This is a genomic window from Flagellimonas flava, assembly GCF_050617915.1.
Taxonomy (GTDB): Bacteria; Bacteroidota; Bacteroidia; order Flavobacteriales; family Flavobacteriaceae; genus Flagellimonas; species Flagellimonas flava_A.
The window spans coordinates 1031857-1056762 of record NZ_JBODQE010000001.1 but is presented as its reverse complement, the minus strand read 5'-3'; the positions used below and the strand labels follow the sequence as shown (position 1 = coordinate 1056762).

The window sequence follows — 24906 nt, the reverse complement described above, 5'->3', positions numbered from 1 at the left end:
ATTATTTGAGAAAATATCAATTGGAGGAGGTTGAGAATTTACTGCTTGCAACCAAAAAATCAGATGGCAAGGCACTTCTTTGGCAGCTAAAAATGCTTAAAATATTTGATTTTTATGGAGATGACATACAGAATCCATATCAGCTTGCCAAGACTTCAAATGTAGTGCAAGGGATATACCAAAGTTTTTATGGGTCTATAAATATGGGGGACTACCTGTTTTATAAGTTCAACGATAAAAATCTTCAAGCATTGGAAGAATATCGGAATGCTCTGGTGTTGGCCAAAACCCAAAAAGATTCCATTCTCATATGCGAAGCTTTAAAAAAAATTCTTACAGTCCATAGAATACACTATCTCTATGACAACATCACATTTGAACAATATCTTGAGGACTATAAGAACTATGCGTATGATGATTATGAGAAGGCATTTTACAATTATTTTAATCTAATTCTAAACTTTAAAAATTATAAAGTTGATCAATGGAATTCTGCATCCTATGAGTGGCTTTCCAAATACTTTGAGAATAATAACGTGCCATACCTTAAAGGTATTACCTATACTGTATTTGCCAGCTATTATGAAGAGCTCGGAGAGTTTGAAAGAGTTTGGTATTATATACGTGAGGCGGAAAATGAGTTTTCCAAAATAGAATTTGCCTATGCAAAAAGTAGATATAATCAGTTGCTGGTGTTTGCAGCTAGAATCGCTGCCAAGGAAAGTAAAAGAGAACTCCTTGATTCTTACTTGGCTAAGTTTGATAATGCACACTCGAACAAGACAGATTTGCAACTAAGCTCTCTTTTTTATTTCTATGATTCTGTAAAGGATACATTATATGGTAATTTTAAGATGGCCTATCGCAAGTACAAACAATACGAACTAATTCAAGATAGTTTAAGAAAATTTAGGTACGATGACCTACTCAATGATTTAGAAACAAAGTATCAAACCGCCGAAAAGGAAAAACAAATCTTGGAAGAACAACAAAAGGTTCGAGCCAATCGAAACTGGCTCATTGCGGCTGGGATAACACTCATTTTGGGCTTTGGCATAGCCATCCTCCTTCAAAAAAATACCACCAAAAAACGCTTGTTGGCCGAGCAAGAATCACAGCTCAAGCAACACAGGTTGGAGAACCTTCTCAAGGAACAGGAATTGGTGAGTATTGATGCCATGATCGAAGGTCAGGAAAAAGAACGTCAAAAAGTGGCCAATGAGCTTCATGATGACCTAGGGAGTCTTATGGCCACGATCAAGCTCCATTTTGATAATGCCAAGGTGAGCGAAAAAGATCCTGCCATTCAAAATGCCCAAAAGTTGCTGGAAGAAGCCTATCAAAAGATTCGGGGAATGGCCCATAGCAAAAATTCCGGGGTAATGAGCGACCAGGGATTGCTGCCAGCCATCAAAAAAATGGCTAGGACCATTTCCGAAACCAATGCACTAAACGTAACCGTAGAGGATTTTGGTCTGGGAGAACGGCTGGAAAATTCCTTGGAGCTGACCATATTTAGAATGGTACAAGAACTTGTGGCCAATGCCATTAAACATGCCAATGCCACAAAAGTTGGCATCCATCTAACCCAGCATGAGGACCAGCTTAACATTATTGTGGAAGATAATGGGTCGGGTTTTGATAGTACCAAAGTCAGCAAGGTCCATAACGGAATGGGACTGACAACAATCGAAAAAAGGGTGGAACATTTGGAAGGGAACTTTACCATAGACAGTGTGCTAGGTAAAGGCACCTCCATATTAATCGATATACCGGTATGATTACCGTAGCAATAGCTGAAGACCACCAAGCCCTTATAGATGGCATACGATCGTATGTTCGTTATGAGGAGGACCTCAAAGTCATAGGTCATGCCAATAATGGGGAAGAATTATTAAAAATAGTCCGGTTAAAACAGCCCAAGGTGGTTCTCTGTGATATTCGAATGCCCAAATTGGATGGAATTGAAGCCACCAAAATTATCTTAAAGGAATTGCCCTATACCAAGATTGTGGCCTTTACCATGTTTGATCAGGATGAAGCGGTACGGCAGATGCTAGAGGTGGGTGCCCATGGATATATACTTAAAAACAGTAGCTTGGATGTGGTTTTGGAGGCCATTAGGGCCGTGGCAGCAGGGAAAACCTTTTATGACAGGAAACTACATCTTCCCAACACGGAAAAAAATAGTTCCAAGAGTGTACTGTCTTCCCGGGAACGGGAGATTTTACAGCTGATTGCCAAAGGTCGCACTTCGCACCAAATTTCAGAAGAACTTTTTATTGGCAAGAGCACCGTGGACACCCACCGTAAAAATATGATACGCAAGCTTGGCTTGAGTGGGGCTGGGGAACTGCTACGCTATGCTGTGGAGAAAAAATACGAGTTTTAAACGGCTTGTTTTTAGTTAGTTAGGCTGAAAATCCCCATTTATGGGGATTTTTTTGTCTAGGCTTCAAAATTACATTTGAGGTAAGACGGAATCTATCGAATGATATGATTCCAAACATTTTAGGTTTAGGAATCAAAAAATGCAATAACCTAGTTGAAGTTTACGGAAAATCCCCAGTTTTTTTAAGGATTTTGTGCAATGATTTCACATGATATTTTTTTATCTTAATAACCAGCAGTTCCCCGTATAATTTACTGGTTTTTAAACGGATACTTGGCATGTTCAGTTTTTAAGTATGATGTGTCACTTATCTTTTTCCAACGCATTCAACCTTGACTTCGATTTGGTATACAGAAGTCTGATAAACGATAATCTCATGGAAAAATTGACATTGATTGTTGTTCTCATTTTGTCCAGTGGCATTGTAGGTGGTATTGGTAATTTTTTTCGATTTGAGAGCAATTTGGAGGCGAAGGGCTACAACCTAGTGAAAAGTGTTTTTTTAGGCACTATTGCGGCCTTTACCATTCCCTTGTTCTTGAACATGGTATCCAGTGACCTACTGGAATTTCAGAATGCTCCAACAGACTATTTTGTGTTTGTTGGTTTCTGCCTCATTGCTGCTTTCTTCTCGAATAGGTTTATGAATTCAATCGGAGATCGGGTCATTCAGGATCTCGAAAAAATCAAACGAAAAACCGATGTGATTGAAGAAGAGACCAAGGACAATACCGAAAAAGTGGAAGCCCTAGTGGAAGAACAAACCGATGGAGGAACTTTAACGGCCAAACCCCAGAAGTTGGAAGAAATTAAAAATGAGATTCCAGCCGAAATGGCGGACAAGATTTTTAAATCCTTTCAAAATGAAAAATTCAAGTTCAGAACTGTGGAAGGAATCGCTACTGACAGCGGATTGGACAGCACGGAGACCAAAGCGCTGATAGACAAGTTGGAACAAAAGAACATTATAAAACGCTACCGGGGACGTGGAGGTAAGCGCATCTATTCATTAACCGATTGAAAAAGACTTGGTATGATCAGTTTTAATTTAGTATCCAAGATTCCGGTGGAAGCCCCATACTTTAGGAAACTTAGAGTATTGGCTTTTGACCCAAGTCTGGCCATTAATCTGGAAACGGCCGAGATGAACCAACTTACCCTTGACATCCCTTGGGAAGATCTTGCATTGGGACCTATTGGGGAGTATATAGAAGTAGTTGATTATGACCCTGCAAGTGGCGTTTTCTATGAACCCGTCAATCTGGAGGATTCACACCTTATTGCCCGAGACGGCTTAACTCCTTCCGAATCCAATCCCCAGTTTCATCAGCAAATGGTGTATGCTGTGGTCATGACCACCATAAAACAGTTTGAAAGAGCCTTGGGCAGGGTAGCATTTTGGTCCGATCGAGTCGAGAGACTTCCGGACGGCAGGTATATTGATCAGTTTGTAAGAAGACTTCGGGTATACCCCCATGCGCTTCGAGATAAAAATGCCTACTACAGTCCGGCAAAAAAGGCGTTGTTGTTTGGATATTTTCCCATAACCTCTAGAGATCCATCCAATTCACCGGGAACCTTGGTATTTACATGTCTTTCCCATGATATCATTGCCCATGAGGTGACTCACGCTCTCTTGGATGGTGTCCATCCCAGATTCAATGATGCCACCAATATTGATGTGCATGCATTCCACGAAGCTTTTGCTGATATTGTGGCACTTTTCCAACACTTTTCATATCCCCAGGTACTGGAAAACCAAATCAAAAAGACACGCGGTAATCTCCAGAGTGAAAACTTGCTTGGTCAACTGGCCCAAGAATTTGGAAGGGCCACGGGCAGAGGTGCCGCCTTACGGGACGCTTTGGGAGGAATCAACAAAGAAACGGGAGAATGGGAACTGCGATCTCCAGACCCATTTGCTCTCAATAATGTAATTGAGCCTCATGCCCGTGGCGCTATTTTGGTAGCCGCCGTTTTTAGGGCGTTTTTATTGATTTATTCTGAGAATAGTGCGGACCTGTTCCGAATTGCCACTCAAGGAACTGGAAATCTTCCGGAAGGTGATATCCATCCAGATTTGACCAATCGTTTGTCTCAAGAAGCGGCGGAAGCTGCAGATCGAGTGCTTCAAATGTGCATTAGGGCGATTGACTACTGCCCTCCATTGGGCATTACGTTTGGTGATTTTTTACGAGGAGTCATCACAGCGGATTTGGATTTTTCACCTCAAAATGAGAAATATAGAATCGTTTTTATCCAAAGTTTTAGGGAATGGGGAATCCTTCCAAAAAGAGTTACCAGTACTGGAATTGACGGTTTGAAATGGCCTAGCGCGGACGAAATGATGCGGAATACCCCATCAACCCAATATCAGGATACTGATGAGGCTTTTCAACATAGACAGGAAGAGCAGACCCAAAAGAGGGTTTCCATGAAAGAATACATGAGGGGGAATTTCCTTAGCAAAATAGAAAATTGGAATTTGGAGAGCGACCGTTTCAAGGTATGGAACATTCTAAGGCGGCTTCGAATACAAGTCCACAACTGGTTGAAACAGGGTGATGCCATAGGGAGGGATTATGGAGAATTGTTCGGGTTGGTTATTTATCAGGAGGCGGATATGCCCCAAACTATTTATTGTGATCAGCATGGTGATCCTACTTTAGAAGTGCACTCGGTTAGGCCCACGGTCAGGCAAACCATAGCTGGTAGCTTTACCACAGACATTGTTGTTGAGGTGACCCAGAGACGAAGAGGATATTTTGACCCCGTAGTTCAGAAAGAGAAGGATAAAAATGGGGTGACGCCTGGCGAAGATGGTGATTTCACCTATAGGGCAGGATGTACCATAATTATCAACCCGACCAGTCAAGAAATACGGAGAATTATTAGAACTCCGGATACGATTAGGTCCAATCAAGAATTGAGCAGGTTACGAGACTTTATTATGGGAGATGATGGAGTGGTCGGTAATTCCTTCAACGCTGGATTTGTTGCCCAAAATGAATCCCATCGTGATGAACCTTTTTATATGTTACACAAACAAACAGAAGAATAGTCATGGCAACAATGAAAACACCAGAAAACGGAATTAAGGTACGGATGTACCGTATTGGTCATGGCGATTGTTTCTTGATCGCAATGCCGAGGAAGGACAGCGATGTGCCCTATTACATTTTAATTGACTGCGGGTACAAACCGGGGTCCCAAAATTTTTTACCGCACAAGGATGTAAAAAAGGTCATCGACCATATCGCTGCCGCTACCAATAATACCATTGATTTGGTAGTGATTACCCACGAACATCAAGATCATGTAAATGCCTTTTGGAAAAAGAGGAGTCCTTTTTTCAAGGATTTTGATATCAAGGAAGCCTGGTTTGCATGGACAGAATCTCCTACTGACCAGCTTGCGAAGAAAATTCGGAAAAAACATAAAGACCAATTATTGGGGTTAGTGGAGGGGAGAAGGCTTTTGGGTCTTTCATTGGAAGCTGATAACCCGACCCTCAAGACAATCGACAATCTATTGAGTATGGAGTTTGGCGGCGATAAAGAAGAAGCGTTCAATCATAAAGCCTTGAGTGCTGCGGCCAAAGACCCTTCCAAATCCAGAAATAAGCAATCCATGAAACTGGTTAAGGACAAAGCCCAGAATAACAAGGGTGTCAGATACCTCAATCCAGGTGATTATGTTGACTTGAAAGAAACGGAAGGTATTGGAGCCTATGTTTTGGGACCACCACGCAGGGAAAAGTTACTGTTGGATGAAGACCCTATTGGAGATGAAGCATTTCCATCCCAAAATGGACATCATTTGTCGTTTAATGCAGCGGTTTTAGCTGGAGATAGTGCAGCCTGTCCTTTCCGACGGGAGTATAGAGTGGAAAAAAATAGTGCTTTTGGACATGGATTTTTTAAAAAATGGTATGGAACAGATATCGATAAGCACGAAGATGAGGATGACGACAATGTGGAGGTTCCCTCAAATGCCACTTGGCGTAGAATTGATGATGAATGGTTGTATTCAACAGAAAATCTGGCCCTAAAAATCAACAGGGGAGTAAATAATACCAGCTTGGTACTGGGATTTGAATTACCGCAATCAAAAAAAGTTCTACTCTTTGCTGCTGACGCCCAAAGAGGAAATTGGATTTCTTGGGATGATAATGAATGGCAGCGAGGGAACGATACCATCACCGCCAAAGACATTCTTGGACGTACCGTACTCTACAAAGTTGGTCACCATGCAAGTCATAATGCCACCCTAAAGGGGACATTAAATGACAATTACCCCAATTTGGGATGGATGGCCCAAGGCAAGTATGCCCAAGAGTTTACAGCAATGATCACGGCGGTGAACGAATGGGCCATGACCAAAAACAGTCCCCCTTGGAGACATCCCTTACCCAGTATTAAGAGTGCGCTACTTGAGAAGGCACAGGGAAGGGTTTTTCAAACGGATGAGGATGAGGTCAAGAAGGCGGACAATGCAAACATTTCGGATGCCGAATGGCAAAAGTTCTTGGACCGGACCGACTTTAATGACCTCTACTTTGATTTGGATATTATAGACGAATAGCTATAATAACTGAATAAAAAAAAACTATGGTCGAGCTAAATAAACTTCTGAAAGAACACCTCATAAAATAGACCCGTTATGCCCAAAAAACAACTTGTCAACTGCCATGCCCATGTGTTCACAGGAAATTTTGTTCCACCTTTTTTGGCCAAGACCATAGTGCCCTGGCCTTTCTACTATCTAATTTATACCCCCATGGTGGTCGGCTTGGTCAAGCTGTTTTTTAAAATCAAGCATGGAATTAGGTATTCAGATAAGATCCACCGGTTATGGATAGTACGTCTTTGGAAATTTCTAAAAAAAGTATTCCTAAAGGTTAAATTTTGGGTCCTGGGTCATTATTTGGTTCGAATCCCTTTTCGGTTGGTGGTTTTTTGGATCAGTGCCATAGCAGTCATCTATTTGGTTGAATTTGTGGCCTTGATTCTCAAAGTGGATGAATTTGCTAACAAATACTTCATGCTGATCAAAAATTGGCTGCAAGAGCACTATTTATACTTTGACTTGGAGATATTCTTTAGAATAATTTGGATTGTGGCGGTGCTTTTGATCATAAAATCTAGCAGAAAACCTATACTCTTTGTGTTGAAAGGAGTTTTCCCTGCCATTAAAAAAGTGTTCAGTTCTTCCTTTCTTGATCTTATGCAGCGTTACTACTTATTAGGAAGGTTCGCCACGACCTATAAAACTCAAAGAAAGATTGCTGAGCGCGCCGTGAATCAACTCCCCAAAGATTCAGGCTTGGTTATTCTTCCCATGGACATGGAGTTTATGCATGCGGGCAAGACTTCTGCTTCCAAAGATCAAAGAAAATTGGCTCAAGAATATCAAGATCAACCCATGGGGAAAGATCTTAACGACAGCTATAAATATCAAATGCTGGAATTATGGGATTTGGTTGGGAAAGATGTTGCAAAGGACACCAAGAGATATTACCCTTTTCTGTTCCTGGACCCGAGAAGGATTAAAGAAGAAAAAGAGAAATTCTTTGATTGGGAATGGGATTGCAATGAAGATGAAAATGGACAAAAAAAATGGCGAATCAAGCTAAAAAAGGGATGTTTTGTACACACCTATATGGAAGATTGTCGTTTTAGTGGATTCAAAATCTATCCAGCTTTGGGATATCATTGTTTTGATGAATACTTGCTTCCCATTTGGAGATATGCAGCCGAAAATCAAATCCCTATTATGGCCCATTGCATTATGGGGACTATTTACTACAGGGGTACCATCAAAGCGGATTGGCACTATCATCCGGTTTTTTTGGATTATGATGAGGAAAGCCCAAAGGTGTTGCCAGAAACCAAGAACGTGGATTTTCAATGGAATTTCACACATCCGCTTAATTATTTATGTCTTCTGCATCCTTACCTGTTTAAACGGACCTTGGATGCGGTTAAGGAAAATAAAAATAGTCGAGCGCTTGATGCCTTTGTAAAAGATCCGGAATCGGAAAGCCCAGAGTTGGACTACGCAGCGCTAAAAGATTTAAAAATATGTTTGGCCCATTATGGTGGAGAAGAGGAATGGATCAGGTATATGGAGCAGGATCGCGAAAAGTATAGTCAAAGACTTATGAAAGAGCCTTCGGAAGGGATTAAATTCATAATAAAACAGAATGAGGAAATTTCTTGGTATAAAATCAATGAGGTTTGGGATGACGCAGATTGGTACTCCATTATTAGTAGTTTGATGATCAGATATCCCAATGTTTATGCAGATTTAAGTTATATCCTGAGCAAGGAATCAGTGCATCCTTTGATCAAGTACACATTGGAAAAAAGTGAAGGGTCGGAGAATGGTCAAGCATCAAATCCAATAGGAAATTCAACCCAAAAGGGAACTCCTGTTTTGACAGGCAAGGACAAGTTGCGCAGTAGGGTACTTTTCGGCACCGACTTTTATGTGGTGCGGAACCATAAATCCGATAAAAACCTTTTTGTGGACATGAAAACCCTTTTGGGAGAGGAGGATTTTGATCTAATTGCCAGGGAAAATCCAAAACACTATTTACATAGGTTGTTCAGTAATTAGGTTTGTATAGGTTCTTTCATGACTATACAATAGGCCCGTTAACTTTGTTCAATCCACAATCTTCGATGAATTTATTGTTGAAAATCTCCATGACTGGCGGAGCAAGCAGTTGATTTCGGGCATCTATCCAGGACTGAACCTGAACAGGCCCATACATGCTTTTGACTCGGTTTTCGTTGAGGTTAAAATTGATTTTTCCCCAATGCAGGGTGTAGGGTAGATTTTCTTGTTCAAATTTGTTCCACACGGCCTCATAAAATTGTCTGGCCTTATTGCCATCCACACCGTCCATTTCCAAAACACAGGTATTGGGAAACTTGGTGAAGCCCAAAGTTGCTTGGGTACCCTTTACATAGCGTAAGGACAATCCCCCTGGAAAGGGTTTTTGCTTGTTCACATCCACAATGAGTTCCACTGCCTTTGGGGAATCTTCAATGGCGATTCCTACAGCAGCACTTGCCACTTTGCCCCGGAATTTGGTATAGTTGAAGATCTCCTTTACTGTACCTTGGATAGGGGGCTTGGCTTCAAAAGCCAATCCAAACATGGCATTGACCATTGCCGGAATCAAAAGACCGGAACCCGGCAATCTGTCCAAAACAGTGGAGATTATGCCCAAGAGATCATCCCCATACGTGAAATTGTTGTCACGTAATAGGGGAGGGTGTGGTACCACCGGTTTTTTGAACATGTATTTAAGAAAAGCCCCTTTTGCCGGATTGTTGGCTTCAAATTTGTGAAGGTTAAAGAGCACCTCAAAATGGTACAAATCGCCGTTTTGTCCAGTCCCGGCCAAATTAAGGTTGGAAAAATCCAATTGTGTCATGGCCTTCTTCAATTTCGAATCGTAAGGAACCTGAGCCACCCGGTGTTCAGTAAGCAAGAATTGGGGTTCCGTTTCGATCATGACCCCATGGATAAAGCCAAAACTCCCAAAAGAAACCAAGGCGGCATCAAAAAGTTCATCATCCCGTACCAAAGTTGCGTCCAGCCAATCCACAAATTCCATTGATGCTACAGGATATGAGGCTCGTTCCAGCCAAATATGGGAGTTGGGCCCGGTAACCAAATGCAGTCCCACTACAAAATCCGGGATGGCACCAACTGTGAAGGCAGCACCATGGGTACCCGTGGAAAGGGCTCCGGCCACAGTTTGGCCATTGCTTGCCCCAGAGGCCTTGATGGATCTTGGAGGAAGTTTCCGATCCAAACGGGTGTTGATCTCATTGATAATGGTGCCGCATTGGATAAAATACAGATCATCCGGTTGGTTGGGGTAATTGGCATCCACATATTTATTGGTCAAGGGAAAGGAAAAGTTGAGGGACGCGGTATCAATGAGCCCCCCTTCAGTTACCCCCACTTTGGTAAAAGACCACCCACTTCCCATGGCCCGCAGTCTTAAATTGTTGTCCAGCGCATGTTGGATGAGCCATTGGAAGTTTTGGGTGGTTTTCCGGTATCGTTCTTTGTGGGATTGCCCCGGTACGTTCCTTAATTTAAAGGAAGCATTCTGCACCAGGTTGTGGGTAAAGTTTTCGTGTTTGTTGGTCCATTGTTGGATGGGCAATCTTGTAATTCCGTCTGGTAGCATGGCAAGTGTTTTTATTGATCTAGATCACCTTCTCCACCTTGTGGTCTGGCGCATCCGTAAATGGCGGTTCTATGGTTCACGATTCCAAGGGTAACAAGACTCAGTAAAAAATCCGGGAAGGAGGTTTTTACCACCGTCCAGGACAAGGCCCTTTCGGCACAGGCGCATTCGGTATCCGCAATATCCGGATTGGCGCTTACCATTTTGGTGCTCCCTGGGGCTACTCCCCACCAATAACTCCAACTGGACTTTCGTTGGCACTCTAAATTCTCAACACTATCTTGATAAGGACTGGCTTCAATGCGAGTGCTGACACAGGACGACAACAGCAGGGCAAAAAAGATGAAAAGTATATATGCTAAAGGGGTGTTCTTTTTCATTTTCGGATGGATTGGTTGAACGGCTTTGTATTTTATAAGTTACCGATAAAACACCTGAAATACAGATAGATATGTATGAATTGTAGGTTTTATTGTATAATCCTACACGAATATTCTTTAGCACTGAAAACCACCGGATTTTATTCTGGAAAATGCTGTTTAACAACATCCAAAAACTCCGCCTCTTCAAAAGGGATCATTTGAGCGGCCAACTCCAAAACCGACTTAATGTGTGTGTCTGGTTCCAAGATATGTTCGTGATGGCCAGAGTTGGCATTGTCCAAGGCCAAAATGCAAACATTCAGGAGCGACTCCAACTTAAAAAGCAGCTCTATATAGCTCCTTACCTGCAGATTGGGAATGCTAAAACCTCTTTTTTGGGATTGCAGGGTGCCAAAGTAGGCTTCAATGGGGAGGTCAAGATTGTCCAGATTGAGTTTTTTCTTGTTTTTCATGGAAAATGATTTGGGTTTGTATTCATATAGATTGTCAACTTACAGTATGACAAATGTAATAATTTAAATCAATTGTCAGCTAATAGTATGACAAAAATGTCACTTTATCTGTTGACATTTGTTTTGTGACCAAGGAAGAGTTAAAACAAAGGATAGGAAAACGCATCATAGAATTGCGTTCACAAAAAGGTTGGAATCAGTCTGATTTAGCTAGGGCTTGTAAAAAGGACCGTCAGACTTTGGAGAAACTTGAAAACGGGAAGGTTAACCCCACTTTATTCACCTTACATGAGGTTGCGAAGGCATTGGACGTGCCACTTTCCAAACTGATAAACTTTTAGGTAACTCGCGATGGCGGTAAAATGTTTGTGGAAGTCCATGCTTGAGCCGAGATTCAGCCTAACATGCGCTTTGGTTAATCGTTGTAACTAATCCGCTCTCGAATACCTCCACTCGCTCTATGGATAATAACATCGGCCTTATATTTTTTGGCCAGACTTTTGGCTTTTCGAATCGCCGTACTTTGTTTTCTGTGTTTACTTGTTACACGTTTGTTGCCCTCACGGCGTACGGCCCAACCTTCTTCATAAGGTACCACATGTTGATGCCACGTACGACCTCGCTTATTGTTCCCCTTACTATTGATAAAAACCTCAATAAGGTCTATTAGGATTCGTAACCAAGATTTTCCTTTGGACATGGGAATACATTATATTTCGAAGATAATGGTAATCAGCCAAAGTGTGGTATTGAATTCTTAAATCAGACGCTTGTTTCTAAACGCAATCCTGCTCCTTCGCTGAAGCTTCAGAGCATATTGCATCACATTAGGTGTTTATTGTGAAAAGCTATGGAAGAGCAGGGGGTAAGATGTTTTTAAGTGATTTGTTTTTATTATCCAATTACATTTTGAAAACGTTGCAGAATAATATCCATGCGTTCATCAGCCTGATCGTAATATAAACTTCCACGGATTGCAGTCAAGATGGTATTGTCATTTTTAAAGATATTTAGTTTTTCGATCAAGAATTGCTTTACTTCTTTGTTGGAAACTAGAATTTGCTCGTCAATATCTGTGGTGTAATTAAATAAATAAGCAATATCTTCCAGATCATGGCTGGCATAAACATCCTTAATTCCCCTGTCAAAGAATGCTTCCATTTTTGTGGCCAAGAAGTAGGGGAGCGATAACACTTTTATGGTTGTTTCATTCAAGGTAATGGAAATAGCCTTTTCAAAACCTGGTGCAAACCAAGGATTGGATGGCGCCCAACCCACATTTTGGGTTGACATTACATCTACTTTTAAATCTTCAAATCTAAACCTGCAATTGACCTTGTCTTCTGCGTTTTGGGTAAACCCTTTTTCAATAAGCCGTTTGCGTAATTCCTCCAATTGGGCAAAACTTGCTACCTTAAAAGTAAGATCTAAATCTTTTGTGGGCCTAATATCTTCGGCTGCAGGGTCATCAATATAAAGGCTTACCATTGCTCCGCCAACATAAACTACCCCATCATTTAAGTCGCCCAAGGCTTTTGCTATTTTTTTTGTGGCCGCTCTATTGATCAAAGTATTCTTTAGCATATACGTTGCTCTAGGAGTTCTAGCGCCAAGTTTTTCTCTCGCGCTCTACCTACTCGTACAGCATCCATTAAAGCCAATAACTCGTGTAGATAAGGATCCAAAACGACAGCTTGGGGTACTGTTGGGTACAAAGGAGCAATACTTTGGCCGCGAGCTCTACCTTTGGCATAGGGCCAAACGTATTTTTCTTCACTTGCAATTTCCATATCCAAAGGTGGAGCACTATGGGCGGTTACGGTGCCCCGTACTAGGGCACCTGGATGTTGGGGAAATACTACAGCAAGCCCATATTTGATAAAATCAAAAAACAATTTTCGGTTTACTTCTTTGCCCTTGTTAGTGATAAGTCCTGCATAGGAAGACCTGGATATTGAACCGCTTATTTCCGATTGACTCATGTAAAGCACTTCGGCTAGCCCTATTTGAATATAGTTAGGGTCATCCATTGCAATTAGCTTTGCTAAAACAACAATATCTTGGGGTTTCATCTGTTGTAAATTGCTTTTACTCATAATTATTCCATATTGCGATATACAATATTAATATATAAAATATTGAAAAACAATTAAATATAGAATATTATTTCATATCGTGATATACGATATTTTGGTAATGAGATTTAAAATATATGGATTATTTCAGTTGTGAAAATTTTCCTGAAGCCCGAGTGTTCAGAATTAAAAGGAGGTTGAAAAGAGAAAAAGAGCCCTCCTACGCTTTTCGCTGCGCTCACTGCTTTGTAGTACATTAGATTAAGCGTTTGTTCCTAAAGGCTATACCGGAGCCGGATTTGAGGTACCGCTCAAAATCATATGCCTTTAACTTGTTGGAAAAAGTGGAAACATGGATTAATTCTATAGGTAACTTGTCTTTTGTAAAGGATACCTCGCCCTTTGCATGGGCCTTTAATCGCTGCTTTAAGTTAGCCGAGAATCCGGTATAAAACTGACCATTAGAGCATTTCAGAATGTAAACGGAATAAGGGAGTGTCATAAAATTTGGGTATAAATTGGACGGTGTCCACCGTAGCTCACCACTTGGGAACGCCAGAATTTGAAGACCAGAAAGATATGCATTTAAAGAAAAAAGCTCCCCTTCGCATAAAGCTTCGGGGAGCGAAGGTGGAGCCGGGGAGAATCGAACTCCCGTCCAAACAAGCAAAGTCAATGCTTTCTACATGCTTAGTCCTTGTTCAATTTTCGTGGCATGGCTGACCAAAGACCGCCTACCATACCCTTAGCTTCTTAAGTTTTACACTAGTGCCGAAGCCGCAACAGTGCTATGTTGACTTTTATGGTGCCCCTAAAAAGGTCGCCATCAACAAGGGCTACCAAGGGACATTTAGCTTTCGCGCCTGGCGCGACTAGGCTAGGACTTACTATAATTCAGTCGATTAAGCAGCTAAAGCGTAGTTATTTTCGCCATTTAAAAAGTTGAAATAAGAGATTTACGAGCGTTAATTTCATAGCTCGGCATGCTTACATTGCCAGTGGTCTCGCTGTCAAAACCAGTCGGCCCCGTAATGAGTTAGGTAAGCTTTGCTTACCGTAAACGAATTACGTCCACCGAACCTGCCTTGGGCGGGGAAGGTGTGTATAATCCATCTCATTTTTTTATCAAAGAACAAATTCCGTACGTTTGCCATGCCTTTAAAACAGGGCAAGGCCTGCAAAGGTACCCCAAAAAGCATTCCAAAAAAAGTTTTGAAATCCTGCTTTCAATAAGTTATGTTTGTAACAATATCAAAACAAAAAGTTATATAATTAATGAAATTCGGCCTAATCCAAGAGCGAAAGAACCCACCAGATCGTAGGGTGGTGTTATCCCCAACCGAATGTAAAAACGTATTGTCCAATTTCCCAAAGGCAGAAATCCAGGTGGAAACTTCCCCTATCAGGGTTTTTTCGGATCAAGAATATGCCGAAGTCGATATCCCGGTAGTTCAGGATATTAGTCAATGTGACGTACTACTTGGTGTAAAGGAAGTTCCGATTGAGGACTTGATTCCCAATAAAAAATACTTTTTCTTTTCGCATACCATCAAAAAACAACCTTATAACAGAAAACTGTTGCAGGCTATCTTGGATAAAAATATAGAGTTATATGATCATGAAGTAATAACCAACCCTAAAGGACAACGTTTGGTGGCCTTTGGCCGATATGCGGGCATAGTTGGGGCGTATAATGGGATGCGCGCCTATGGTTTAAAGTATGATTTGTTTCAATTGCCTAAGGCGGAAACCTTAAAAGACCAACAGGCATTAATTGATGAGCTGAACAAAATAAAACTGCCCAATTTCAAAATCTTGCTTACCGGTAGGGGAAGGGTAGGCAATGGGTCTCGTGAAATGTTGGACGCTATGGGCCTAAAAAGAGTCAATGTGGCCGAATACTTGAAAGAGGAATTTGATGAGCCTGTTTATTGCCAGATAGACGCTTCGGAATATAACAAGCGAAAAGACGGGGTACGTGGCAACAAGGCCGACTTCTTTGCCAACCCAGAAGAGTATAAATCCAACTTTTTCCGTTTTGCGGAGGTTACGGACTTTTATATTGCTGGTCATTTTTATGGGGATGGTGCTCCCTATCTCTACACCAGGGAAGATGCCAAACATCCCGATTTTAAGATTAAGGTAGTGGCGGATATCAGCTGTGATATTGATGGACCTGTGGCCACTACCATCCGCCCATCTGAAGTAGCTGACCCCATCTACGGTTATGATCCGCAAACCGAATCAGAGGTGGATTTTAAAAACCCCGATGCTGTAGCTGTGATGGCCGTGGATAATCTGCCTTGTGAACTTCCACGAGATGCCAGTACCGGGTTTGGGGAAGCCTTTTCAAAATATGTGATTCCTGCTTTTTTCAATGGCGATGAAGATGGCATTCTGGAACGCTCCCGAATGACGCAAAATGGAAAGCTTACCAAACGTTACGCCTATTTACAGGATTACGTGGATGGTCTGGAATAATCACTTCTTGGTCGAACAGTTTTAGCACTCTGGCGCCTAGTTGAAACTTTTTACTATCTTGTTCATTCCTTTAAGATTAAGTAGTGAAATTCAACTGGCTAATATCTGGAACCCCTGATCCAGCAACAAAGAAGGTCTGTATTGACTTGGAATATAGACTGAGACCAAGAATCACCAAATTTCTTCTGTCCCAGTTTGATGGAGATTACTTGTTGGATTTTTCCAAATTCCATTTTGATGTTGACCTTAAAAACGAGTGGGTTTGGATTTCAGAGGAAACCCCCTATGACATCATAGAAAAAATCAAAGCAGATTTTGACCGTGATATCAATGGCTCCGCTTTGTTCTCAGTAGCCTAATTTTCCACCTTTATTTCCCATTCAATAATGGGATGCTGTTTAGGAGCAATGTAGGCTCCAACGGCTTCCAAAGAAAGTGTGATTTGCTCTTTTTGCTCCAATGTTTTTATTTGTAAAGTCACAGAACCTTGAGCGGGAAGCGTAAACAAGGGCGGATTGGAATAGAAACTATAAGGCATCTTGTTTTGCAATAAGAGATCACTGCTCGAGTTATTCTTCAATTCCACTTTAACAATGGAAGTGTTGTTGATATAACTGGCCTTGCCAATTTCAATACATGATTTTATAAGGGGTTTCAAATTCTCTTCCTTACCTACCAATAACTCGTTAAAAACAGCCACTGTACGACCGGCAAACAAGGCCTCCTTTAGGGATGCAGGTGTTTTCTCCTTGGCAAAAACCAGGGTAATGGGGCGGGCATGTCCTTTTTCCTTAAAGCGCCAATCCACCAATCCATGGATATCGCTCGTTCCCATGATGGTCAGGTTGTTTTCCAAGGCCATGGCCAATGATTCCTCCGCATAATCCCTGTCATTAATGACCTCAATACCGTGAAGTTCCCCATTTTTGATTCGGTTTTTCTGGAAATCGCTGAGGTAGGGATTCCCAGTTGGATTTTGGGGATGCCAAGCGGGATGATTCCAAAACACAAATGCCCCTTGTTTTTTGGCAGCGGCAAAAGCGTCTTCGGCTTTGTCCACAAGCAGCTTGTTCGCATCTGTGATGAATATGGCATTACTGTGGCCCATAGGTGCATCCCTGGTAATTTCAGAGCCCGCAATTACCATCAGGTCATGGTCTTTGGCCTCTTGCAAGGCTATTTCATAAGCTCTGTTTCTATCTGGATGTGGAATGTCCGAGGAATGGGGCTGGTACTCCAAATGTTCGGTCAATGAAACTGCATCCAAATTATCACGGAGGGCCTCCATTATACGAATGGTGGGCCAAACATTTCCATCGGAAAAAACGGTATGTTGGTGAAAATCGGTTTTTAAGGTTACGTACCCTGGAACATCGGGATATGTCATTGCTCCCAAACTTTTATGGGAATGTTCTTGGGCGAATAATGTGGCGGATGCCAACAAGGTAAAAAATAGTGCTTGGACTTTCATAAGGTTGGTTTTTACCAAAGGTATAAAACCATGGAATCCAATGATTTGAAAAAAGGAGTTTTCTCCGTTAAAAAATGGTTATCCTGGTTAAAAACATACCGTCCTGATAATTTCAGGACGGTTTTACAAAAGCTTTAAGGACTATTGGGCCCCGGACCAATCAATTTTTCTGGAAGTGAACATGATGGTTCCCAAAATAACAAAGAGGCCAATACTGCCTACCAACAAGGCGTAGTCCTCCAGTTGGATGATCACAAAAATGAAGGTATACAAACTGAACATGGAACCCAAAACCAACAGGGTAAATTTGGAATTTTTGAGAATGGATCTGGAGTAAGTAGTAATCAATGCAACCACAGCAGCTCCTGATATTAAATAGGCAAACAAATAATTTTGGTGTTCTGAAATGGAAATTAGCAGGGTATAGAACATGACCAAGGCCAAACCAATCATCAGGTATTGAAACGGATGGATGGCAATTTTACTGCTAATCTGTATCAATAAAAACACCAACAGCGTTAACCCAATGATCATAAGTCCATATTTACTGGTACGTTCCGTTTTTTGATAATCGTCCACAGGAACCATGAATTCCGTCCCAAAAGAAAAGTCGGAAAGGTTGGGCAGATTGTCAAAAAAATACTGTCCAAACCTTCGGTTGGTCTCTAACACCTTCCATTGGGCCTCAAATCCGGACGGGCTAATTTTTTTGCCCTCGGTTTCCGGTAAATAGTTGCCGTTAAAGCTGGGCGAGTGCCAGTTGGATTTCATGAATACCCGGGTTTCTTTCCCAATGGGAATAAATTGCAGGGAACTGCTTCCGTTGATATCAATTGTTGATAAAAATGAAAGGGGTTCATTTTGAATGGTCGCAATTTCGTTAAGAAATCCGGATTCCAGTGTGTTCATATAGGTATTGTCAAACTTGGGTTTCAAAGCGTATTCTTCTTTCCCGATTTTTACTTTTACCGTGTTCCTTATTCCTTTTAAATTACTGGTTTTGAACAATACGGTTGCTTTGTCCCAAAGAATGTTCTCATCTGCAATTTCCTTTACGGAAAAATTAAGCTTCGCGAATTTACCTTTGATTTGGGTCTTGGCGTTGTAGACCACGGATTCGTAAATACCGCGTTCCAGAGGCTGTGTTTTTACGTTGGAATTAATCTCCAGGTCCCAGGGAAAAAAGTAGGCAACATGCCTTTCCGGTTTTTGGGAGGTCAAAAAGGTTTTTGTCTTTTCGTCAAACACTTTTTCCTCTACATAAACATGGTAAGGGACTTTTAAGATGGGGCCATTGAGTACTACCTGATTTCCCCATTTGGTGTTTATTTCTTCAATTACTTCGGTTTGTCTAAAGCCTCTTTCCCTAATCAAGTCTTTAACAAATCCCAAAGGGATCAACAGGATAAGGATGAGGAAGCCTACCATCAACATTTTGGCCGAAATGGAGTTTCTAAACCAGTTTCCGATTTTCTGTTTTTGTGATGTCATTTTTTATATGTTTTAAAAGTACTTTGAATTACAAAGTATGTGGTTAAAAAAATTATGTTTGTTTTCTAATTAGCTGTTCCAGCGCTCCAATATGTTTTTTGAACGCCATTTTGCCCAAGGATGTAGCGGAATATCGGGTGTTTGGTTTCTTCCCGATAAAGGACTTTTCAATTTTTATGTACTCCGCCTTTTCCAAGGTTTTGGTATGGCTGGCCAGATTGCCATCCGTGACCTCCAATAGTTCTTTTAACCTATTGAAATCCACTTCCTCGTTGACCATCAGAATGGACATGATACCCAACCGTATACGATGGTCAAAGAGTTTGTTTATGTTATCAATTAGCCCCATGTTACGCTTTTTCTTCCTTGAAGTAGATCAAACTACCGTAAATGATGTGAAGTAGCCCAAAACCTATGACCCAAAACCAAAAACCGTAGCCGGGAAGGGCAGCGCAGATCAATCCAAGAATAATTTGAAGATAGCCTAAATATCTAACGTTGCCAATGGTGTATTTGGCCGCGTTTACAAGGGCAAGGCCATAAAAGATAAGCATTAGGGAGGCGGTTAATCCGTAATGTTGGCTGTTTAATTTGATTAAGATATAGATGCCACCTGTAACTAAGGGAACCAAAAAATTAACGAGTAGTCTCTTGGTGGTTTCGTCCCATACCTTTTCATTGTTTTTTTTAGCCTTTTTGGAGGTCAACAAGTAAGCTGTGACTGAACTCAGCACGGCCACTGCAATCAATATTCCAGCAATCATTTTAAAGATCCAACTGTGCAAAACAACGTAATCGCCCTTGGGCAAAAAGAACATATAGGCCACAAATGCACCTGTTATAGCATAAAGGCCAGCCAATATTCCTGATAGACCACTAAGCGAAATAAAGCGGGAGGAGCGATTCATCAAATCCTTGATTTGGGAGATGTCTTCCAAGTATTTTTTTGATTCCATTTTAAAGTACTTTGAAATTCAAAGTTAATTAAATTTCCCACTCCTCCAAGATTTTTGGTTTTTTTTGGGAACATCAACTTATTTTTAGATTATGAATCCGGCCGAAGATTATATTCTTGACCAAAAAGAACCTTTTAAATCTATATTGCTTCAATTGCAGGTTCTTATAGAAACCACCATTCCAGAAGTAGAGTTAAAGTTCAAATACAGGATTCCATTTTACTATTTGGATGGAAAACCCTTTTGTTATCTCAACGTTCCTAAAAAGAAAGCTTATGTAGATGTAGGGTTTTGGAGCTCCGCCCATTTATCCGTCCATCAGGATAAAATGGTGACTGAGGGAAGAAAGGTGATGAAATCCTTGAGATACCCAAGTTTGGATCATTTGGATGCCGAAGTATTGATTGAAGTGCTCCAGAATGCGCTGGAAGTCAATCACAAAGGATTTTGGAAGTAGATGTTAAACCTGGATTATAACACCTTTTTGTACATCCAAATTTCTAACTTAGCTAGAATCACTTTCAGAAGATTACTCATAATTTCAGGTTTGTTTTTGTGTTTTCTGATTTCTGAACCAAAACAAGTTGAACATGGATAGACGCACCTTCATGGAAGCCATGGCCTTGTCTGCGGTTTCCTTGGGACTTTCAAATGTAGTTTCCTGTGCCAATTTCAAACCAAAATTGGATGTGCTGGTGTTGGGTGGAACCTATTTTTTAGGTCCCGCTATTGTAAATGCTTTCAGGAACGCTGGACATGCAGTTACCCTATTTAATAGAGGATTGACCAATCCAGATTTATTTCCGGATTTACCACACATTTTTGGGGATAGGGAGAATGGACCGGAAGCTTACTTGGCCTTGCAACATAAACAATGGGATTTGGTTATTGATGTTTGGCCACAGCGCTCCGTTCTGGTAGATGAGTCTACGGCGGCTTTGCAATCCTATGCCAAGCATTACAGTTTTATCTCCAGTGTTGCCGTTTACAAGAATTTTAATGAAGCCGGAAGAAGCGAGGACGATTCAGTGTTGGACCTTCCCAAAGACAAATCCACATGGGGATATTCGGAAGAGAAGGCTGCATCTGAGAAGTTGGTGTCCGATCGTTTCCCTAATAATCATACCATTCTTCGTCCAGGCCCTATCAAAGGGTGGCGGGATCCCGCTCATGACCTGCTGTACTGGCTTCTAAAACTGCAGCGGAATGAAGATATACTGGCTCCCGGAAATGGAAATGACCCTCTTCAATTTATTGATGTTAAAGATGTTGCAAAGTTCGCTGTAAGGGCCATTGAAAATAAGCTTGCAGGTATTTATAACTGCGTTGGACCCAAAGAGAATGTCCTTGTTTGGAAGGATTTCCTAAATCTTGCCAAAACACATCTCCAATCTACTTCAAAGCTATACTGGTCCGATAAGGAATTTTTGGAAAACCATGAAGTTTATGCCTGGGAGCACCTTCCCCTTTGGGCTCCAATTTCGGATGATTTTTTTATGGAGGTTAGCAACGCCAAAGCGGTTGCCGCGGGATTCAACTATTCACCTCTTGAAAAAACCTTGGATGACTGTTTGGCTTGGTGCCGGACCAAAGGCAATCCGGATATGTTGTTTGGGGTAGGAGATGAGCCAGTGGGCATAACTGTTCAAAAGGAAAAAGAGGTAATCGAATCCCTTGAGAGAAGGGATAACTGATTAATACATCTTCCTTTTCGAATTTTGGGATTTCTACGATAAACTGGTCACTACTTTTCTTATGGCTACCAAATCCGTAAGCAACTTTTCCAGCAAACTAAGATCCAACATATTGGCGCCATCACTTTTAGCATTGGCAGGATCAAAATGGGTTTCCATAAAAAGTCCGTCTACACCTGCTGCAATACCGGCACGGGCCATGGTTCCGATCAAGGCTGGTCTACCACCGGTAACCCCTGAAGATTGATTGGGTTGTTGTAGACTGTGGGTCACGTCCAAGACCACAGGAGCATACTGTTTCATAGTGGGAATTCCCCTAAAGTCAACCACCATGTCTTGATAACCGAACATGGTGCCACGATCGGTGATCCAAGCTTTGTCGCTTCCAGAATCCGAAACTTTTCTAACAGCATGTTGCATACTTTCCGGGCTCATAAATTGCCCTTTTTTTAGGTTGACCACTTTTCCTGTCTTGGCCGCTGCAACCACCAAATCGGTTTGACGTACCAAGAAGGCAGGGATTTGAAGCACGTCAACATATTCAGCAGCTTTAGTGGCATCAGAAACTTCATGAATGTCTGTTACGGTGGGCACTTTAAAGGTTTCCGAAACTTTTCTCAGGATTTTAAGTGCTTTTTCATCCCCAATTCCAGTAAAGGAATCAATTCTACTTCGGTTGGCTTTTTTAAAACTCCCTTTGAACACATAGGGTATTTCCAGCTTATCACTGATTTCCACCACGCGCTCCGCAATTCGGAGGGCCATGTCTTCGCCTTCAATGGCGCAAGGACCCGCCAAAAGGAAAAAATTATCACTTTTTGTATGTTTTATCTGGGGAATTACGTCTAACTGCATGCACAAAGAGTTTGTGCAAAAATACTATTTTGAACAAGGAATAGTTTTAATAGTGCCAAATTAACCTACAATGTTTAGAATTCATGTGATTACAGCACTGTTCTGCTCCATTTTGGGGTATGGCCAGTTCGGGAAAAATTGCGAGGTAAGGCAGTTTAAGCTCAACATTGTCAATCCCGGTTTGGAATACGAAATGGGATTGGGGGTCAACAGTACGTTGGATGTTCGTATTGCCTGGCAGGCCGCCTTGGAGCCGGCAAGTTCAGAACCCTTGGAAAACTACGACTTTTTTCCCGCCATAACTGTCCAAAACAGATATTACCACAATTTTAATGGCAGGCAAAGACGCGGCCGGGATATCTATGGGAATTCTGGTAATTATTTGGCGCCAACAGTTGCCTTATTTTCTCCGGACGCCCGGGTTGTTGAGGGTAGGATGGTAGACGGAGTACATGGCTATGGTGGTTTGGTCTATGGGATTCAACGTAGCTTTAATGCTGGTCTAAGCTTCTCCATTGATGCGGGAGCAGGATATTATTTAGGCCCTTTTGAAGGCGGTATCCACCCTGTTGTAAACCTGAGCATTGGATGGATCATTAGTGAAAAACGTTGGTGTGTGGGGCGATAGGGATTTAAATCAATAGACGCTTTATGGCATTCATATACCCACGGCTGACTCTTACAACGTCACCATTTTCAAGAGTAACATCGTAGCTTTTTCCATATTTGTTTAGTTCGCGAACCTTGTCCAAATTGATCATGGAGGATCGGTGTACCCTTAAAAACAATTGCGGATTCAATTTTTTTTCCAAATCCGAAATCCCAAAGTTGCTCAAATATACTTGTCCCACCGTATGAATCCTGGAATAATCCCCATAGGCTTCGATCCAAAGAATCTCCTCGCACTTTACAGTAATGAGCTTTTTGTTGAATTGTACCAATACCCGCGTGGGATAAGTGGTATCTTCCATGAAAATACTTTGAGCCAGGGCGCCCAACTTTTCGTTTTCCCCATTTAGGCGCTCCACGGCAATTTTAAATCGCTCCTTGGTATAAGGTTTGAGCAAATAATCAACGGCGTGGACCTCAAAAGCCTTGAGGGCATATTCATCATAGGCGGTTGAGAAGATGATTTTGGGAATTTCCTCCAAATGGTTGAGTACTTCGAACCCAGTTTTGCCAGGCATTTGGATATCCAAAAAAACAAGATCGGGTTTAAATTTATTGATTTCGGCTATGGCATCCACTCCGTTGTTCACTTCTGCAATTAGCACAAGATCTGGGTAATCCTGTAGATACTCCTTGATCAAGACCCTTCCGGCATTCTCATCATCCGCAATAATGACCTTTTTCATAGGGCAAAACTAATTTTAAGGCCTTGGGGCTCATTGTCCAAAATTTCCATCTGGGATTGATACATTTTCTGGAGTCGAATCCTGGTATTGGTGAGTCCTACTCCTTTGTCAAACAGATGCGATTTGTCCTTTATCCCAGCGCCTGTGTCGGCTATTTCAAACTTTAATTTACCGTCTTCCTTATAAATGGAAATGGCAATAGTTCCGCCTTTCAAGGTGTTGGAGATGCCATGTTTCACCGAATTTTCTACCAAAGGTTGCAGCAACATAGGTGGAATTTGCTCTTGGTAAAGACTTTTGGGCACATTGATTTTTATGGTCAAGCGCTCTTCAAAGCGAGCTTTTTCCAGCTGCAGGTACTTTTTAACAAAATCCAGTTCCTCTTCCAAGGTGACCAGCTCTTTTTTGGAAGCTTTAAGCTGATAGCGGAACAAGTCGGACAAGGTGGCTATAAGTTGTCTTGTCTTTTCTTGTTTGGGAGGTACGGAAGCGTTAATGGTATTAAACACATTATAGAGAAAATGGGGGTTTAGCTGAGCTTTGATTGCGGCTAATTCACTTTTCAGGGCCGCCTGCTTCAATTCCCCTTCGAGTTTTAGTTTTTTCTGGTTTTCCTGATAATGCTCATACCCATGGTAAATTCCAAATTGAATGAGGTAGAACATGGCAGGAATGTAGAGGTCCCAGACTTCTGCGGAACCTGTTAGATGAAACCATTCCAAGGCTTCGCAGACATCATAATAGATAATTCTGGAAACGTAGATGAATACTGGAAGGAAAATTACATGCAGCGAAAGTCGCACCCATAACTCCTCATGTTTTAGCTTAACAAAAAGCAACCACCAGATAGGAATGGTGAACAATAAAAAGATACCATACTGGAGTCCCCCTCCGTCTACAAAGGCCTTGATTCCCAATAAGGTCACATTCACATCCGCATGGTCAGCTGCGCTTAGCCATACCGTTAAGTGATAAAAAAAGGAGGACACCACATAAAAGGACAAAACCATAAGAATTTCTTTCACGGAAATGCCCCACAAGATTTTTCTGTGCATAATCAAATCTTTTTTGGAAGATACTAACAAA

General features: G+C 41.6%; 26 protein-coding genes and 1 other RNA gene. 12 read left to right on the top strand and 15 right to left on the bottom strand.

All coding sequences use genetic code 11. The features are described from left to right. The first annotated feature begins 5 nt into the window (after positions 1-5). The 6 genes from ACRHOZ_RS04835 (at position 6) to ACRHOZ_RS04810 (ending at position 9013) form a co-directional block, all read left to right on the top strand. Positions 6-1781, top strand: a complete 1776-nt coding sequence (locus ACRHOZ_RS04835) for a sensor histidine kinase (protein ID WP_431122963.1) — start codon at positions 6-8, stop codon at positions 1779-1781. Continuing rightward, positions 1778-2392 carry a response regulator gene (locus ACRHOZ_RS04830; RefSeq protein ID WP_431122960.1) on the top strand — a complete coding sequence of 205 codons (615 nt, stop codon included), beginning with the start codon at positions 1778-1780 and terminating at the stop codon, positions 2390-2392. Before ACRHOZ_RS04835 ends, ACRHOZ_RS04830 begins: the two co-directional genes overlap by 4 nt. A gap of 376 nt (positions 2393-2768) precedes the next feature. Beyond that, positions 2769-3413 (top strand): YEATS-associated helix-containing protein, encoded by a 645-nt coding sequence (locus ACRHOZ_RS04825; RefSeq protein WP_431122958.1) that lies wholly within the window; start codon positions 2769-2771, stop codon positions 3411-3413. A 12-nt stretch (positions 3414-3425) separates the two neighbouring features. Further along, a complete protein-coding gene (locus ACRHOZ_RS04820; protein ID WP_431122956.1) occupies positions 3426-5453 on the top strand; it encodes a hypothetical protein in 2028 nt (675 codons plus the stop codon). Positions 5454-5464: 11 nt separating this feature from the next. Further along, a complete protein-coding gene (locus tag ACRHOZ_RS04815; protein WP_431122954.1) occupies positions 5465-6976 on the top strand; it encodes a hypothetical protein in 1512 nt (503 codons plus the stop codon). Positions 6977-7054: 78 nt separating this feature from the next. Further along, on the top strand, positions 7055-9013 hold the full coding sequence (locus ACRHOZ_RS04810; protein WP_431122952.1) for a hypothetical protein: 1959 nt from the start codon (positions 7055-7057) through the stop codon (positions 9011-9013). A gap of 22 nt (positions 9014-9035) precedes the next feature. Here the strand turns inward: ACRHOZ_RS04810 and ACRHOZ_RS04805 are convergent, their stop codons facing one another. From ACRHOZ_RS04805 to ACRHOZ_RS04795, 3 genes are all read right to left on the bottom strand, one after another. Beyond that, positions 9036-10607 (bottom strand): FAD-binding protein, encoded by a 1572-nt coding sequence (locus ACRHOZ_RS04805; RefSeq protein WP_431122950.1) that lies wholly within the window; start codon positions 10605-10607, stop codon positions 9036-9038. Positions 10608-10618: 11 nt separating this feature from the next. Beyond that, positions 10619-10987, bottom strand: coding sequence for a hypothetical protein (locus tag ACRHOZ_RS04800; protein ID WP_431122948.1), 369 nt, complete (start codon positions 10985-10987; stop codon positions 10619-10621). 140 nt (positions 10988-11127) lie between these two features. After that, positions 11128-11442, bottom strand: coding sequence for a hypothetical protein (locus tag ACRHOZ_RS04795; RefSeq protein WP_431122945.1), 315 nt, complete (start codon positions 11440-11442; stop codon positions 11128-11130). A 125-nt stretch (positions 11443-11567) separates the two neighbouring features. Between ACRHOZ_RS04795 and ACRHOZ_RS04790 the strand changes: the two genes are divergently transcribed. After that, positions 11568-11783 (top strand): helix-turn-helix domain-containing protein, encoded by a 216-nt coding sequence (locus ACRHOZ_RS04790; protein ID WP_420400606.1) that lies wholly within the window; start codon positions 11568-11570, stop codon positions 11781-11783. 74 nt (positions 11784-11857) lie between these two features. On the opposite strand, the gene ACRHOZ_RS04785 is transcribed toward ACRHOZ_RS04790, so the two are convergent. The 5 genes from ACRHOZ_RS04785 to ssrA form a co-directional block, all read right to left on the bottom strand. Continuing rightward, the gene (locus ACRHOZ_RS04785) at positions 11858-12142 is read right to left on the bottom strand and encodes a DUF2188 domain-containing protein (protein WP_431122943.1); all 285 of its coding nucleotides are present in this window, start codon (positions 12140-12142) and stop codon (positions 11858-11860) included. Between the two features lie 194 nt (positions 12143-12336). Continuing rightward, complete coding sequence (locus ACRHOZ_RS04780) at positions 12337-13026, bottom strand: nucleotidyl transferase AbiEii/AbiGii toxin family protein (RefSeq protein WP_431122941.1); 690 nt, start codon at positions 13024-13026, stop codon at positions 12337-12339. Beyond that, positions 13020-13538, bottom strand: a complete 519-nt coding sequence (locus ACRHOZ_RS04775) for a hypothetical protein (RefSeq protein ID WP_431122939.1) — start codon at positions 13536-13538, stop codon at positions 13020-13022. The genes ACRHOZ_RS04780 and ACRHOZ_RS04775 overlap by 7 nt, the downstream gene beginning before the upstream one ends. Before the next feature lie 235 nt (positions 13539-13773). Further along, positions 13774-14019, bottom strand: coding sequence for a GIY-YIG nuclease family protein (locus ACRHOZ_RS04770; RefSeq protein WP_422348798.1), 246 nt, complete (start codon positions 14017-14019; stop codon positions 13774-13776). 126 nt (positions 14020-14145) lie between these two features. After that, positions 14146-14545: a transfer-messenger RNA gene (gene ssrA / locus ACRHOZ_RS04765) on the bottom strand. A 247-nt stretch (positions 14546-14792) separates the two neighbouring features. Here ssrA and ACRHOZ_RS04760 point away from each other — a divergent pair. Then, positions 14793-15998 carry an NAD(P)-dependent oxidoreductase gene (locus tag ACRHOZ_RS04760; RefSeq protein WP_431122937.1) on the top strand — a complete coding sequence of 402 codons (1206 nt, stop codon included), beginning with the start codon at positions 14793-14795 and terminating at the stop codon, positions 15996-15998. Between the two features lie 83 nt (positions 15999-16081). Next, on the top strand, positions 16082-16357 hold the full coding sequence (locus tag ACRHOZ_RS04755; RefSeq protein WP_431122935.1) for a hypothetical protein: 276 nt from the start codon (positions 16082-16084) through the stop codon (positions 16355-16357). Here the strand turns inward: ACRHOZ_RS04755 and ACRHOZ_RS04750 are convergent. The 4 genes from ACRHOZ_RS04750 to ACRHOZ_RS04735 form a co-directional block, all read right to left on the bottom strand. Further along, positions 16354-17469: an Sb-PDE family phosphodiesterase gene (locus ACRHOZ_RS04750; RefSeq protein WP_431122933.1), complete on the bottom strand. Its 1116-nt coding sequence runs from the start codon at positions 17467-17469 to the stop codon at positions 16354-16356. The genes ACRHOZ_RS04755 and ACRHOZ_RS04750 overlap by 4 nt on opposite strands. A 141-nt stretch (positions 17470-17610) precedes the next feature. Beyond that, positions 17611-18960: a cell envelope integrity protein CreD gene (creD, locus tag ACRHOZ_RS04745; protein WP_431122931.1), complete on the bottom strand. Its 1350-nt coding sequence runs from the start codon at positions 18958-18960 to the stop codon at positions 17611-17613. A gap of 52 nt (positions 18961-19012) precedes the next feature. Beyond that, positions 19013-19309: a winged helix-turn-helix domain-containing protein gene (locus tag ACRHOZ_RS04740; protein ID WP_420400599.1), complete on the bottom strand. Its 297-nt coding sequence runs from the start codon at positions 19307-19309 to the stop codon at positions 19013-19015. A gap of 1 nt (position 19310) precedes the next feature. After that, positions 19311-19916, bottom strand: coding sequence for a hypothetical protein (locus tag ACRHOZ_RS04735; protein ID WP_431122928.1), 606 nt, complete (start codon positions 19914-19916; stop codon positions 19311-19313). A gap of 91 nt (positions 19917-20007) precedes the next feature. Here ACRHOZ_RS04735 and ACRHOZ_RS04730 point away from each other — a divergent pair, with 91 nt between their 5' ends. Both ACRHOZ_RS04730 and ACRHOZ_RS04725 read left to right on the top strand, forming a co-directional pair. Beyond that, positions 20008-20373, top strand: coding sequence for a DUF1801 domain-containing protein (locus tag ACRHOZ_RS04730; RefSeq protein WP_431122926.1), 366 nt, complete (start codon positions 20008-20010; stop codon positions 20371-20373). A 133-nt stretch (positions 20374-20506) separates the two neighbouring features. Beyond that, complete coding sequence (locus ACRHOZ_RS04725) at positions 20507-21610, top strand: NAD-dependent epimerase/dehydratase family protein (protein ID WP_431122924.1); 1104 nt, start codon at positions 20507-20509, stop codon at positions 21608-21610. A 33-nt stretch (positions 21611-21643) separates the two neighbouring features. Here ACRHOZ_RS04725 and kdsA read toward each other — a convergent pair whose 3' ends face one another. Next, positions 21644-22465: a 3-deoxy-8-phosphooctulonate synthase gene (gene kdsA, locus ACRHOZ_RS04720; RefSeq protein WP_431122923.1), complete on the bottom strand. Its 822-nt coding sequence runs from the start codon at positions 22463-22465 to the stop codon at positions 21644-21646. A 70-nt stretch (positions 22466-22535) separates the two neighbouring features. Between kdsA and ACRHOZ_RS04715 the strand changes: the two genes are divergently transcribed. Next, positions 22536-23093: a hypothetical protein gene (locus ACRHOZ_RS04715; protein ID WP_431122920.1), complete on the top strand. Its 558-nt coding sequence runs from the start codon at positions 22536-22538 to the stop codon at positions 23091-23093. Positions 23094-23097: 4 nt separating this feature from the next. Here ACRHOZ_RS04715 and ACRHOZ_RS04710 read toward each other — a convergent pair whose 3' ends face one another. Together ACRHOZ_RS04710 and ACRHOZ_RS04705 are read right to left on the bottom strand one after the other, a co-directional pair. Beyond that, entirely contained in the window at positions 23098-23820 is a 723-nt protein-coding gene (locus tag ACRHOZ_RS04710) for a LytR/AlgR family response regulator transcription factor (protein WP_431122918.1), read from the bottom strand. Then, positions 23817-24875, bottom strand: a complete 1059-nt coding sequence (locus tag ACRHOZ_RS04705) for a sensor histidine kinase (protein WP_431122915.1) — start codon at positions 24873-24875, stop codon at positions 23817-23819. Before ACRHOZ_RS04705 ends, ACRHOZ_RS04710 begins: the two co-directional genes overlap by 4 nt. Between the last annotated feature and the right edge of the window lie 31 nt (positions 24876-24906).

Bases quoted from the DNA above. Each gene is read 5' to 3' on its own strand.
- ACRHOZ_RS04780 (WP_431122941.1), bottom strand. From the start codon at position 13,026: ATGCTAAAGAATACTTTGATCAATAGAGCGGCCACAAAAAAAATAGCA.
- ACRHOZ_RS04750 (WP_431122933.1), bottom strand. From the start codon at position 17,469: ATGAAAGTCCAAGCACTATTTTTTACCTTGTTGGCATCCGCCACATTA.
- ACRHOZ_RS04830 (WP_431122960.1), top strand. From the start codon at position 1,778: ATGATTACCGTAGCAATAGCTGAAGACCACCAAGCCCTTATAGATGGC.
- ACRHOZ_RS04820 (WP_431122956.1), top strand. From the start codon at position 3,426: ATGATCAGTTTTAATTTAGTATCCAAGATTCCGGTGGAAGCCCCATAC.
- ACRHOZ_RS04800 (WP_431122948.1), bottom strand. From the start codon at position 10,987: ATGAAAAAGAACACCCCTTTAGCATATATACTTTTCATCTTTTTTGCC.
- ACRHOZ_RS04795 (WP_431122945.1), bottom strand. From the start codon at position 11,442: ATGAAAAACAAGAAAAAACTCAATCTGGACAATCTTGACCTCCCCATT.
- ACRHOZ_RS04725 (WP_431122924.1), top strand. From the start codon at position 20,507: ATGGATAGACGCACCTTCATGGAAGCCATGGCCTTGTCTGCGGTTTCC.
- ACRHOZ_RS04740 (WP_420400599.1), bottom strand. From the start codon at position 19,309: ATGGGGCTAATTGATAACATAAACAAACTCTTTGACCATCGTATACGG.
- ACRHOZ_RS04715 (WP_431122920.1), top strand. From the start codon at position 22,536: ATGTTTAGAATTCATGTGATTACAGCACTGTTCTGCTCCATTTTGGGG.
- ACRHOZ_RS04710 (WP_431122918.1), bottom strand. From the start codon at position 23,820: ATGAAAAAGGTCATTATTGCGGATGATGAGAATGCCGGAAGGGTCTTG.
- ACRHOZ_RS04815 (WP_431122954.1), top strand. From the start codon at position 5,465: ATGAAAACACCAGAAAACGGAATTAAGGTACGGATGTACCGTATTGGT.
- ACRHOZ_RS04825 (WP_431122958.1), top strand. From the start codon at position 2,769: ATGGAAAAATTGACATTGATTGTTGTTCTCATTTTGTCCAGTGGCATT.
- ACRHOZ_RS04775 (WP_431122939.1), bottom strand. From the start codon at position 13,538: ATGAGTAAAAGCAATTTACAACAGATGAAACCCCAAGATATTGTTGTT.
- ACRHOZ_RS04810 (WP_431122952.1), top strand. From the start codon at position 7,055: ATGCCCAAAAAACAACTTGTCAACTGCCATGCCCATGTGTTCACAGGA.
- kdsA (WP_431122923.1), bottom strand. From the start codon at position 22,465: ATGCAGTTAGACGTAATTCCCCAGATAAAACATACAAAAAGTGATAAT.
- creD (WP_431122931.1), bottom strand. From the start codon at position 18,960: ATGACATCACAAAAACAGAAAATCGGAAACTGGTTTAGAAACTCCATT.
- ACRHOZ_RS04785 (WP_431122943.1), bottom strand. From the start codon at position 12,142: ATGTCCAAAGGAAAATCTTGGTTACGAATCCTAATAGACCTTATTGAG.
- ACRHOZ_RS04760 (WP_431122937.1), top strand. From the start codon at position 14,793: ATGAAATTCGGCCTAATCCAAGAGCGAAAGAACCCACCAGATCGTAGG.
- ACRHOZ_RS04805 (WP_431122950.1), bottom strand. From the start codon at position 10,607: ATGCTACCAGACGGAATTACAAGATTGCCCATCCAACAATGGACCAAC.
- ACRHOZ_RS04730 (WP_431122926.1), top strand. From the start codon at position 20,008: ATGAATCCGGCCGAAGATTATATTCTTGACCAAAAAGAACCTTTTAAA.
- ACRHOZ_RS04735 (WP_431122928.1), bottom strand. From the start codon at position 19,916: ATGGAATCAAAAAAATACTTGGAAGACATCTCCCAAATCAAGGATTTG.
- ACRHOZ_RS04705 (WP_431122915.1), bottom strand. From the start codon at position 24,875: ATGCACAGAAAAATCTTGTGGGGCATTTCCGTGAAAGAAATTCTTATG.
- ACRHOZ_RS04770 (WP_422348798.1), bottom strand. From the start codon at position 14,019: ATGACACTCCCTTATTCCGTTTACATTCTGAAATGCTCTAATGGTCAG.